General features: G+C 42.7%; 11 protein-coding genes. 8 read left to right on the top strand and 3 right to left on the bottom strand.

Annotated elements, in window-relative coordinates:
• The first annotated feature begins 271 nt into the window (after positions 1 to 271).
• A complete protein-coding gene (gene priA, locus AB8P51_RS08995; protein ID WP_369748496.1) occupies positions 272 to 2728 on the top strand; it encodes a primosomal protein N' in 2457 nt (818 codons plus the stop codon).
• On the opposite strand, the gene AB8P51_RS08990 is transcribed toward priA, so the two are convergent.
• Positions 2729 to 3421 carry a LytTR family DNA-binding domain-containing protein gene (locus tag AB8P51_RS08990; RefSeq protein WP_129604542.1) on the bottom strand — a complete coding sequence of 231 codons (693 nt, stop codon included), beginning with the start codon at positions 3419 to 3421 and terminating at the stop codon, positions 2729 to 2731.
• 233 nt (positions 3422 to 3654) lie between these two features.
• On the opposite strand from AB8P51_RS08990, the gene rpsF reads away from it, so the two are divergent.
• The 6 genes from rpsF to hisS all read left to right on the top strand — a co-directional run bounded on the left by rpsF (position 3655) and on the right by hisS (position 9952).
• Complete coding sequence (gene rpsF / locus AB8P51_RS08985) at positions 3655 to 3993, top strand: 30S ribosomal protein S6 (protein ID WP_369748495.1); 339 nt, start codon at positions 3655 to 3657, stop codon at positions 3991 to 3993.
• A 4-nt stretch (positions 3994 to 3997) separates the two neighbouring features.
• Positions 3998 to 4294 (top strand): 30S ribosomal protein S18, encoded by a 297-nt coding sequence (gene rpsR, locus AB8P51_RS08980; RefSeq protein WP_129604536.1) that lies wholly within the window; start codon positions 3998 to 4000, stop codon positions 4292 to 4294.
• 13 nt (positions 4295 to 4307) lie between these two features.
• A complete protein-coding gene (rplI, locus tag AB8P51_RS08975) occupies positions 4308 to 4760 on the top strand; it encodes a 50S ribosomal protein L9 (RefSeq protein WP_369748494.1) in 453 nt (150 codons plus the stop codon).
• 92 nt (positions 4761 to 4852) lie between these two features.
• Positions 4853 to 8029, top strand: coding sequence for a carboxypeptidase regulatory-like domain-containing protein (locus tag AB8P51_RS08970; RefSeq protein WP_369748493.1), 3177 nt, complete (start codon positions 4853 to 4855; stop codon positions 8027 to 8029).
• Positions 8030 to 8076: 47 nt separating this feature from the next.
• A complete protein-coding gene (locus tag AB8P51_RS08965; RefSeq protein ID WP_369748492.1) occupies positions 8077 to 8547 on the top strand; it encodes a DUF6495 family protein in 471 nt (156 codons plus the stop codon).
• A gap of 28 nt (positions 8548 to 8575) precedes the next feature.
• Entirely contained in the window at positions 8576 to 9952 is a 1377-nt protein-coding gene (gene hisS / locus AB8P51_RS08960) for a histidine--tRNA ligase (protein WP_369748491.1), read from the top strand.
• Here the strand turns inward: hisS and AB8P51_RS08955 are convergent.
• Positions 9947 to 10495 carry an NUDIX domain-containing protein gene (locus AB8P51_RS08955; protein ID WP_369748490.1) on the bottom strand — a complete coding sequence of 183 codons (549 nt, stop codon included), beginning with the start codon at positions 10493 to 10495 and terminating at the stop codon, positions 9947 to 9949. The genes hisS and AB8P51_RS08955 overlap by 6 nt on opposite strands.
• Before the next feature lie 56 nt (positions 10496 to 10551).
• On the bottom strand, positions 10552 to 11640 hold the full coding sequence (locus AB8P51_RS08950) for a M42 family metallopeptidase (RefSeq protein WP_369748489.1): 1089 nt from the start codon (positions 11638 to 11640) through the stop codon (positions 10552 to 10554).
• A gap of 107 nt (positions 11641 to 11747) precedes the next feature.
• Here AB8P51_RS08950 and AB8P51_RS08945 point away from each other — a divergent pair, with 107 nt between their 5' ends.
• A complete protein-coding gene (locus AB8P51_RS08945) occupies positions 11748 to 12434 on the top strand; it encodes a DUF4294 domain-containing protein (protein WP_369748488.1) in 687 nt (228 codons plus the stop codon).
• The last annotated feature ends 356 nt before the right edge of the window (positions 12435 to 12790 follow it).

The following is a 12790-nucleotide window of genomic DNA, read 5'->3' as shown; positions in this document are numbered from 1 at the left end:
ATATCCAGCCTGTACGTGAATTTGGAAAAACTATTGACGATGTAACAGAATAAACCAACCTATTAGGTCTATGATTGTTTTATACGGACAAATAAAAATCGGGAAAAATGAACTAGGAAAGGGATCTGTCTTCGATCACGCATCCGACCGGGAATACCGTTGCAAAATCTTGATATATTCCAAAAAAGGAGATCGGTTAAAGTTAAGGGACAACATGATTTTCTCTTATCCAACCCGGCTCTCCGAAAGAGCATCTTCTTAAAGCTTGTCTATGGATCAGTACGTCGATGTTGTGTTGCCTATTCCTCTGGAGAAACTCTTCACCTACAGGGTCAGTGCAGAGATTGCTTCCACTTTGAAGCAGGGAATGCGAATTGCGGTACCATTTGGTAAGTCGAAAATATACACAGCTCTGGTCTATCGCCTTCACAACAATCCTCCTCAGGCTTATGAGGCCAAAGATATCCATGAGGTTATCGACACCCTTCCGCTGGTAACTGAACTTCAGTTGCAGCACTGGCAGTGGATTGCCAAATATTATATGTGTACCCTGGGAGAGGTATTCAGGTCAGCTGTCCCGGGGGCATTTTTATTGGAAAGCGAAACCCTTGTTCTGAAAAATACGAGTCGGGATATTGAAGAACAGCTACTCGACAACCAGGAGTTTATGATCCTTGAAGCATTAGAAAACAAAGGTTCCCTCAGGATCAGGGAGGTGAGCGAGATTCTGGATAAAAAAACCGTGTTGCCCTTATTGAATCGAATGATGGAGAAGGGCTATATCGCCCTACAGGAAACGCTTCACAGTCGGTATAAACCCAAGCAGATACGTACAGTAAGGATACATCCGAAATATAAATCTGAAGAAGCGCTTGTTGGCCTACTCGATGAATTAAGCAGAGCTCCGAAACAGCGGGAAGTCCTCCTCACCCTGTTTCAGGTCCAGGCTGAGACGAAAAAACCTATGAGCACTATTGAATTGCAGAAGAAAAGCGGCACTACTTCTGGGATAATCAGGACTTTGCTCGACAAAGGAATTTTGGAAGAGGAGATGTTCAGAACCGACAGGATTTCCTTTCACGGAGATTCCGATTTGTTAGAAACCCCTGAATTAAGTGACTTTCAGAAGAAAAGCCTGGATGAAATCAGGGGAGCTTTCAAGGAGAAAGATGTTGTACTTCTGCACGGCGTAACCTCTTCCGGTAAAACAGAAGTTTACATGAAACTGATGGAATCTGTTCTCTCTGAGGGAAAACAGGTCTTGTACCTTCTTCCGGAAATCGCACTTACTACTCAGCTTATTTTGCGACTACAGCAATGTTTTGGAGGGAAAGTATCGGTTTTTCATTCAAAATTCAGCCTGAATGAAAGGGTAGAAGTATGGAATAATGTTCGCAAAGGAGCTGAAAAGGCACAGGTGGTAATCGGGGCAAGGTCTTCCCTCTTTCTTCCATTTTCCCAACTTGGCCTTGTAGTTGTGGATGAAGAGCACGAGAATTCTTTCAAGCAATACGATCCGGCGCCCAGGTACCACGCCAGGGATACCGCTGTAGTTTTAGCTAGCTTCCATAGGGCGAAGGTGTTACTGGGTTCGGCAACCCCGAGTCTGGAGAGTTTTTACAATGTAAAATCGGGTAAATACGGATATTCAAAAATGGATCAGCGCTTTGGAGGTGTGCTTCTGCCTGAGGTGCATTTAGTTGACATCCGTGATGCATCGCGAAGAAAAAAGATGACAGGGCATTTTTCTGATACCCTGCAGAAACAGATAGAAAATACACTTAACCTGGGGGAACAGGTCATCCTTTTTCAAAACCGCAGGGGATACGCGCCCATAGTGGAGTGCACCACTTGCGGACATGCACCCCAATGTCCCAATTGCGATGTTAGTCTTACTTATCACCAGGGCAGAAATCAATTGCGCTGCCATTATTGCGGATTTCACGAACTGATGCAAGCCCAATGCAAGGCTTGTGGTAGTTCCACACTCGATACCAAAGGATTTGGAACCGAACAGATAGAAAAAGAACTGGAAGCGATGTTTCCGGAAGCGAGAGTAGGGCGTATGGACCTGGATACTACCCGGGGAAAATACGCTTACGAAAAGATTATCACTGCCTTTGCTAACCAGGAATTTGATATCCTCGTAGGAACACAGATGGTTACCAAAGGCCTCGATTTCAGGCATGTAAACCTTGTAGGAATCATGAATGCCGATTCCCTTTTAAATTTTCCTGATTTCAGAGCTCATGAACGCAGCTTTCAGTTGCTGACTCAGGTAGCCGGCAGGGCTGGAAGAACAGAAAAAAGGGGTACGGTGCTGATCCAGACCTACAATCCCGGTCATAACGTATTGCAACAGGTGGTAGCAGGAGATTATCTGGAATTGTACAGGGAGCAAATGGAACAAAGGAGGGAATATCATTATCCTCCTCTGAACAGGATCATCAAGATCAGTTTTAAACACAGGGATTACAATACTTTAAATGAGGCCGCCAGCTGGTTTGGAAAAGCGATGCGGAATGTGTTTGGCGAGCAGGTTCTCGGCCCGGAATTCCCACCGGTAGCAAGGATTAGGAATCAGTATATCAAGCAGCTATTGCTTAAGATTCCCCGGGAACAATCCCTGTCTAAAACAAAAAATAGCATTAAAAGAATTGAAAATTCTTTTAATGCTATCTCCTGGTACAGAAGTGTGCGGGTAATCTACGACGTAGATTACTTCTGATCAGACGTTACTTAACGCCTCGGCCAGTTCTGTTTTCTTATTTCGACTAAGTGGAATAGATCGGCCACTTACTTCGACATTCTTACTGTTAAATTTTTCAATCTTCTCCAGGTTCACAATATAGGATTTGTGAATTCTGAGGAATTTTTCGGCCGGTAATTGCTTTTCGAAAGCCTTCATGGTTGAAAGGATAACGATGTTGGCCTCATCGGTAACTAATTTAATGTAGTCACCCAGCGCTTCAATCCATTTGATATCATTGAGGATTACCTTTCGTTTTTTCAGGTTGCTCTTAACAAAGATATGTTCTTCGTCTTCAGCTACCTGGTTCATTTGCTCGTATTTGGCCACTGCCCTTTTAACAGAAGCATCAAAACGGGCCATTGTAATTGGTTTGTGCAAATAATCGGTTACATCGTAATCAAATGCTTTAAGAGCATAATCAGGTTTTCCGGTGATTAGGATGACTTGCGGACTGTTTTCAAGAGACTCCAACAGATCAAAACCGCTGATAATCGGCATTTCTACATCGAGAAAGATCAGGTCGATCTCATTGTTCTTGATGCCGTTCTTGGCTTCAATAGCGTTGCTGTACTCCGCAACCAGGGCTAAATTCGGATGATTATTCACCAACTTTGCAACTGCCATTCGCTGCATAGATGAATCGTCAACAACTATACTTCTTAATTTCATAAAGGGTTGATTTGTGGGGTTAAATCATCGACAAAGTACATAAAAAAACAGTTCAAACGCAATAAAAGTTGTGAACATTCAATTAAGTAAGGATGTCGATAATGCGCATAATTTAGGTTTATAGGTTAAGTTCAATTTGAGTGATTATAGTACCAATAACGAAGAAATATTTAATTTCTTGTAATTAGAGGGAAGAATTATTACTTTTGCGCTCCTAAAAATAGTATAACAATATGAATCATTACGAAACTGTTTTCATTTTAAATCCCGTTCTATCTGATGTTCAGATAGAGGAAACAGTTAAGAAATTTGAAGATTTCTTAATTAAGAATGATGCCAAAATGGTGTCAAAGGAAAATTGGGGCCTGAAAAAACTGGCATATCCCATACAACACAAGAAAAGTGGCTTTTACCATTTGTTCGAATTTACCGCTCCCGGTGCAGTAATTGCTCCCTATGAGCAGGAATTCCGCAGGGATGAGCGCATTATGCGTTTTTTGACGGTAAAATTAGACAAGCACGCGATTGAGTGGGCTGAAAAAAGAAGAACTAGATTAAAAGCTAAAGCGTAAGGATATGGCAACATTACAGCAACAGGCAAAAGGTAAGAAAGACGGAGAGATCAGATATCTCACGCCTTTGAACATCGAAACCAATAAACAAAAGAAATACTGCCGATTTAAAAAGTCGGGTATAAAGTATATCGATTATAAGGATCCAGATTTCCTTATGAAACTTGTTAATGAACAGGGCAAATTACTTCCAAGGAGATTAACCGGTACCTCTCTGAAATATCAGAGAAAGGTGGCTCAGGCAGTAAAAAGAGCCAGGCACCTGGCACTTATGCCGTACGTTGGAGATTTATTAAAATAAAAAGGGAGAGAGCATGGAACTTATTTTAAAGGAAGACGTACAGAATCTTGGATTCAAAGACGATGTAGTAACTGTTAAGAATGGTTACGGCAGAAATTATCTCATCCCAAAAGGATTGGCTACAATGGCTACTCCCTCCGCCAAAAAAGTATTGGCAGAGAATCTGAGGCAAAAGGCACACAAAGAGAAAAAGGCCGTGGACGCAGCTAACAAAACTGCTGAGGCAATTAAGCAACTCGAAGTGAAAATTCAGGCAAAGGTAGGTGCAGGAGACAAATTATTTGGCTCTGTGACCAACGCTGACCTGGCAGACGCACTGGCCAAGGAAGGACATGAGATAGATAAGAAATATATAATGATCAAAGGAGGTTCTATCAAAAGAGCCGGGCCTTACGAGGCTCAAATACGCCTGCACCGCGAGGTAATGGTCGATTTAAACTTTGAAGTGATTGCCGAGCAGAAGTAAGGCGATTCTTATAGATATTTTTTCTAAAGAGCTATGTTTTTCATAGCTCTTTTTTTGTTTATTTTGTACGCTTCTATAACTAACTCTTTATCATGAAAAAATTACTTTTAAGTGGCATCCTTTTGATCGCCATGACTTTCACTTCCTGGGCGCAGGTTACAACATCAGCAATCAGGGGAACCGTATTCGAAGGCGATAATCAACCCCTTTTCGGGGCCAATGTTGTTGCAGTTCATACCCCTACCGGAACCAAGTACGGGGCAATTAGCAACCAGGACGGCCGCTATAACCTTCCCAACCTTCGGATTGGCGGACCTTATGAAATTACTGTGTCTTATGTGGGGTATAAATCACAAATTCAGACAGATGTTTTCCTTACCCTGGGTAAAACGACCATCCTTGAATTTAATCTTATCTCCGAAAGCCAGGCACTGGATGAAGTAGTTGTAACCTACGACCAGACCGGGACTTTTGGGAGTGACCGTACAGGTGCTGAAACAAGTGTAGGCAGGAGGGAACTTACCAGGCTGCCCACCATTTCGAGATCTGCCAGTGACTTTATCAGACTCGATCCTCAGGCATCTTCCGGGGCATCCGGTTTATCATTTGGAGGGCGAAACGACCAGTACAATAACTTTTCACTGGATGGAGCCATCTTTAACAACCCTTTTGGTCTTGATGCCGCCACTCCGGGCGGACAGACTAATGCACAACCGATTTCTCTCGATGCCATCGATCAGATACAGGTGACCACTGCACCATATGACGTAACCCAATCCGGATTTACTGGAGCTTCGGTCAATGCCGTTACCAAGAGTGGTACAAATGAGTTCTATGGTACGGCTTACGGATTTTTCAGAAATGACGATCTAACAGGAGGGAAAATTAATGGAGACGATGTTTTTAAAACCGGACTCGAACAGACTCAATACGGCTTCAGCTTAGGCGGGCCGATCGTTAAAAATAAACTGTTCTTCTTTGTCAACTTTGAGCGCGACGAACTTACAGAACTGGGAACCGATGGTTTTGTACCCAATACAGGTACAGGAGATATAAATGAAAGCCGGGTATCCCTTTCCGATTTTCAACTGGTAGATAACCTGCTTCGGCAGGTAGTGATCGGCCAGGATGCTCAGGGGAATGACCTCTTTTATAACCCGGGCAGATTCCAGGATTTTAACTTCGATCAGGAGTCGACTAAAGGAATCATTAAACTCGACTGGAACATCAACGACAACAATCGACTGGCGATCATCTACAACTTCCTGGATGCTTCCAAAGGAAAACCTGCCAACAGAGATGCAATCACTTTCAGGGGGCCAAATACACAGACTCTGCAGTTTGAAAATGCAGGCTATGAGATCAATAACAAAATAAAGTCATTGCAACTTGAATTAAACTCGACCCTCTCAGACGAGGCGACTAACAAATTACAGATTGGTTATACCCATTTTGATGATTTCAGGAATCCGTTTTCAACTCCGGCACCCAGTATTGTCATACTCGATGATACAGGAAGTTCAAACTATATCATCGCCGGTCATGAGCCCTTTTCGATTAACAACCGATTAGATCAGAAGGTATTTCAACTAACAAACAACCTCAATATTTTTAAAGGAGACCATACCTATACTATAGGTTTCTCCTTTGAGAAATTTCAATTTGATAATTCCTTCAACCTGGGAGTTTATGGGGCTCAGGGAGTCTTTTTCCCAACGACAACCATTACGGATTTTCCAAATTTTGCAAGTTCAGGAGCTCTGCAATCAGCATTTGACGATGCTATAGCCGCAGATCGCGCATTTAATGCCAATGGCACAGGAAACCCCGGAGGTTGGTCACTTGCAGAAACGAATGTGGGCCAGTTGTCTTTTTATGTGCAGGACGAATGGGATGCAACAGAAAATTTCAAACTCACTTATGGGATTAGGTTCGACAAACCTCTTTACTTTGATACAGCTGAAAAGGTTGCTGAAAATATTGAGAGAAAGGGAGGCGCTTCTGGAACTTATATTCCCTCAATCCAATACTTCGACCCGGAAACCGGGGAAGCAGTATTTCTGGATTCAGAAACCCTACCAAATAACAACTTTCTGGTCTCACCAAGGGTTGGATTTAACTGGGACGTTAAAAACGATAATTCTCTTCAGCTCAGAGGTGGATCCGGTCTCTTCACAGGTCGTTTTCCCTTTGTATGGCTCGGGAATCAGGTGCAGGGAGTCGACTTTTTCTTCTATCAGATTGTGGATCCGGATTTTCAATGGCCACAGGTTTGGAGGACGAATGTTGGGGTAGATAAGAAGTTCGATAACGGACTTATCTTAACCGCAGATGTGTCCTATACCAAGGATGTGAACGCTGCTCACGTACAGAATTGGGGACTAGATACCCCTTCAGCTACATTAAACGGTCCGGATAACAGGGCAGTTTATACCAATGACGACAAATCACAGATTTTCGGAGGTCCAACCAATGCCTATGTCTTTACCAATTCTGATAAAGGCCGTATATGGAATGCCTCTATCAAGGGGCAGAAGAACTGGGATAATGGATTTTACACCATGCTGGCATATAGCTTCTTAAATGCCAAAGAAGTGAATTCCATCGATGCGGAAATCACAGGAGATGCCTTTGCCGGGAACACCATTGTAGGGAATGCCAATAATGATGTGCTCTCGTTTTCCAGGTATGGGGATAATCATCGTATCATAGGAGTGGTCTCAAAACAATTCAATACAGGAACAACTATTTCAACCTTTTTCGAATATGCGAAGAGTGGCAGATACAATTATATATATGGAGGGGATATCAATAATGATGGATCGAGCATAAACGATCTCATCTATATTCCTACCAGTTCAGAACTTTCCTCTATGACCTTTAGTGGCGCTGGTCAGGCCGAAGCTTTTGAGGCATTTATTCAGCAGGACGACTACCTGAGTGGAAGAAGAGGGCAATACGCAGAACGTTATGCAGCACTTGCTCCCTGGAGGAGCAGCTGGGACGTTAAAATTTTGCAGGATATCAAGATTACCGACAAGAACAAGTTTCAGTTAAGTCTGGACATCCTGAATTTTGGGAATCTGCTGAATTCCAATTGGGGAGTAGTGGAAGGCCCGAGTTTTGATCAATTACTCGGAGTGTCGGTAGATTCCAGTAATAATCCTACCTATACCTTTGATACCAACAGGACAGATACTTTTGCCGCAATCACCAGTCAGATCTCCCGATGGAGAGCACAATTGGGGGTGCGCTATATTTTTAACTAAGGAATAAAATCTTATTTTTGGGCCGCCCTAAAAAGGCGGCTTTTTTTATGAAGTATACGCGATTGACAAAACAGCAATTGGAAGAATTGCATCAGGAATTTATCAATTTTCTGGCCACCCAGTCTATTACAGCATCTGAATGGGAGATGATAAAGACGAACAGGCCTCATATAGCCGAAGAAGAGATCGATGTGTTTAGTGATCTGGTATGGGAAGGCGTATTGACGAAGGTGGAATACCTCGAAAACATTTCGGCCCAGCAGATGCACTTGTTTCATTTATCCAGCAAGGAAATGAAACTGATCTCCGTGAAGCTGAGGAATCCCAAAGTAGATCTTACTACCTCCGAAGGGTTTGGGTGGTTTAAAAAAAACTGGCAATCCGATTTTGTGGATTACCTCGTGGCCTCCAAAGCCTATTCTGACGATCCCAATGCAGATAAATTCGACCTTATACAGCAAGGTGCGGTAATTACAAAGGGGGAACTGTATAATTGGTTTGATAAAATCATAGAATAAGGCGATATTTACCCAACTACACGAGAACATGGCACAAAAACCTTCCATTCCAAAGGGTACCCGCGATTTTACACCGGCAGAAGTTGCCAAAAGAAATTACATCTTTGAAACAATCCGAAACCAGTTCGGGGTTTTTGGCTTTCAGCCTATAGAAACTCCTTCCTTTGAAAACCTGGATACCCTGATGGGGAAGTATGGGGATGAAGGAGACCGACTCATATTTAAAATCCTCAACTCAGGGGATTACCTGCGTAAGGTAGATCCTGAAGTTTATGAAGCCAAAAATGCAAGTGAATTGACACCACAGATTTCTGAGAAGGCATTGCGGTACGACCTTACGGTGCCCTTTGCGCGCTATGTGGTGATGCATCAAAATGAAATAGATTTCCCCTTTAAGCGATATCAGATACAACCTGTCTGGAGGGCAGACCGGCCTCAGAAAGGGAGGTTCCGTGAGTTTTATCAATGTGATGCCGATGTAGTGGGACCTGGTTCCCTTTTACAGGAAATCGAATTTATACAATTATACGACGCAGTCTTCGGAGACTTGGGGTTGCCGAAGATCATAATAAAACTCAATCATCGTAAAATCCTGAGTGGTATCGCGGAGGTGATCGGTGCCGCAGATAAACTGATCCCTTTTACGGTAGCCCTTGACAAACTCGACAAGATCGGGGAGGAAGGTGTGATACGTGAAATGGCCTCAAACGGCATCAGTGATACTGCAATACAGAAAGCCATGCCCTTGTTCTCAATGGCAAAGGATGAAGCGAATCCCTTTGAGCTCCTTACTGAATTTCTGAAAAACTCAAGCGTGGGGAAGGCAGGAATTGCGGATCTTCAATTCATTGTCGATTCGATTGAAAAATTAAATCTTGTCAATACAAGTCTTGAGGTTGATGTGTCTTTGGCCAGGGGATTAAATTATTACACGGGGACGATCTTTGAAGTGGCAGCTCCTGATGGTGTACAAATGGGATCCATAGGAGGGGGAGGAAGATACGATGACCTTACAGGAATATTTGGCCTGAAGGATCTAAGCGGAGTAGGTATCTCCTTTGGCCTCGACCGGATTTATCTGGTGATGGAGGAACTCGGACTTTTTCCCGAAACCATAGATCAATCTGTGCAGGTTTTGTTTGCGAATTTCGGAATTCAGGAGGCACTGGCGGCTCTTCCCCTTTTGAGAGTCCTGAGAAAGAATGGGATAAAGACTGACCTGTATCCTACAGATACCAAACTTCAGAAGCAGCTCAAATACGCTAACAACAGAAATATCCCTTATGTGGTTTTATTGGGGAAGGATGAGCTGGAGCAACAATCGATAGTCGTAAAAGATATGACCAGAGGTTCACAGCAGACGTATTCCTGGAAAGACCTGCAGCAATTTGCCGACTCCCTATAAACGTTTTTTTATTGCGCTAATTACTTCTTTGTAATACGCTTCTTCGTGAGGCACATAAGATAGAGTAGGGGTAGCAGAAAAAAGGTCTTTTTCCCAGACTTTCAATGGCATGAGTTGCAGGGCTTCAACTTCCTCCATTTGCTTCACTAGTGCCTCGAGAGGAGGAATCAGTAGACAAATAAAAGTGTGGTGAAACTCACAATCGAGAAGATTGGAGTGGTGTTGCTGGATCGATTTAAATACACCCACCGGGACCAGCTCCTTGTCTGTGATGTAGAGTCCGATCTCCTCCTTAACCTCCCTGATGGCCGATTTCTCAATCGTCTCGCCAGCAGAGACGTGTCCTGCTACGGAAACATCCCAGAAAAGCGGAAATGTTTTTTTGATTTCCGCCCTTTGTTGCAATAAGACATCGCCCTTTTCAGAAAAGAACCAGATATGGACTGTTGGGTGGAATAGCCCTTTTTCGTGAGCTTCAGATTTCAAGATCTTCTGGCCGGTGTATCGGCCATCAGAATCCAGAACGTCTACCCATTCATCCATTGTTGATGCTTTTATTTAAAACAGAAACTAAATGCGGTAGTTAACTTAGTGTTTTCTCAATCGAAATAACTAAAGGTCTCTCCCGGTTTTATAGTTAACAGCGTTTCGTAAATGAGACGGATCACGTTTTCCACATCATCCTTGTGAACCGTTTCTACGGTGGTATGCATATACCTAAGCGGCAATGAGATCAGGGCAGAGGCAACACCTCCGTTGCTATAGGCAAAAGCATCGGTGTCTGTGCCTGTTGATCTGGAGGACGCCATACGTTGAAAAGGAATCTTCTTAGACTCTGCTGTTTCAATAATGCGTTCCCTCAATTTATTCTGTACTGCCGGGGCGTAGGAGATTACGGGTCCGGCACCCAGTTCGGTATGCCCCTGGGTTTTTTTGTCGATCATCGGGGTAGTTGTATCATGACAAACATCTGTAACAATGGCAGCATTGGGCCTGATGGTTTGTGTAATCATTTCGGCCCCCCTCAGACCGATCTCCTCCTGCACGGAATTTGTAATATACAGTCCAAAGGGCAGCTTTATTTTATTTTGGTGGAGCAATCGGGCAACTTCTGCAATCATAAAGCCCCCGGCCCTGTTGTCAATGGCCCTGCAGACAAAGCGGTTTTTATTTAAGATGTGGAATTGGTCGGGATAGGTGATCACGCAACCCACATGGACTCCTAGTTTAAGCACTTCTTTCTTGTCCTTCGCACCAATGTCAATAAAGATATTGTCTAATTGAGGGGGCTTCTCCTTGCTTTTGTCACGGGTGTGAATTGCAGGCCAGCCAAAGACTCCTTTGACGATTCCTTTTTTGGTATGAATATTGACCCATTTAGAAGGAGCGATCTGATGATCACTTCCGCCGTTTCTGATCACATAGATCAGTCCGTCGTCAGTGATGTAATTAACATACCAGGAAATCTCATCAGAATGTCCTTCGATAACAACCTTGTAAGGAGCTTCTGGATTTATGACGCCTACAGCAGTTCCGTAAGTGTCTGTGATGAACGTGTCCACATAGGGCTTTATGTAATTCATCCAGAGCTTTTGACCTTCCCATTCATAACCGGTGGGGGAGGCATTATTGAGATATTTTTCGAAGAAATCAATGGATTTTTTTGTAAGAATTTTTGAGTCGCTCATCTAAGAATTTAATTTGAATACAAACTTAGCAATATTCACGTTTAATTAATAACCCGGAATCTTCTTTATGATTAATTTTGGTGAATAATTATTGAGGATTACAATTTATGTGGAATCGAATATTTATTGGCTTATTTCTTGGCTGTCTGAGCCCCTTGCAGGCACAGATAGAAGACCAGCCATTGGATTCATTGCAGGAGAAGCTGATTATTATTGAAGGTGACTCTCTCTTTCAGGCTTCTATTGCCCTGGATGAAGTATTTATTTTCGGAAAGTTGGAGTTTGAATCTTATGAGGATAAGCTCCGATATTATATTCTAAAAAGAAAGACATTAAAGGTTTACCCTTATGCCAAATTAGCTTCAGAAAGACTGGTAAATTTAAATGACAGCCTTGAGCGTATTACAAAGAATAGGAAAAGGAAGAAGTATACCAGGAAGGTACAGAAGTATATTGAGGAGGAGTTTTCTGAGGAATTAAAAAAACTAACGCGGACAGAGGGTCAGATTCTTGTTAAACTAATTTACAGGCAGACCGGGAAGACGGCTTTTGATCTGGTGAAGGAATTGCGCAATGGGTGGAGAGCTTTTTGGTATAACACCACCGCCAAGATGTTTAAGATAAGTATCAAGGAAGAATTCAGTCCGCAAACAGTACATGAAGACTACCTTATAGAAGACATTTTACAAAGGGCCTTTGCAGACAAAACACTACAGAGGCAAGAGTCGGTTCTCGACTATGATTACGCTTCGTTGACAAACAAATGGAGCCAGCAACAAAAACAAAAAAAATAGTTGCGGAATCCATGAACTTCTATTATCTTTATAAGCCTTTTTTGCTGGGAAATACTGCAAATTCCTAGTTCTGAGGGCATTATTTCCGGAGCGGAATTATTTTCTTAAAAATATTTAGAAAATTATTTTTAATTAAAAAAATGGCTCTATATTTGCACCCGCTTAACGAGGGATCGTTGGGTGAAAAAAGGAATACAAAAGTTCATTGATATATTGGTAGACAGCGAATTTGTTAAAGCTGAAGGGTTGGTTTTCGGATCGACTTTGTAGGTTTTAGCGGATTTAAGATCATTAGATTTAAATGAAACATGAGAACCGTTTTGGGGCGGGATGACTCTGCGGATTTGTGGTAGCGT

It is taken from the genome of Muriicola sp. SD30 (assembly GCF_041205185.1).
Taxonomy (GTDB): domain Bacteria; phylum Bacteroidota; class Bacteroidia; order Flavobacteriales; family Flavobacteriaceae; genus Muriicola.
The sequence above is the reverse complement of the archived record's forward strand: the minus strand, read 5'-3'. Positions and strand labels throughout refer to the sequence as shown.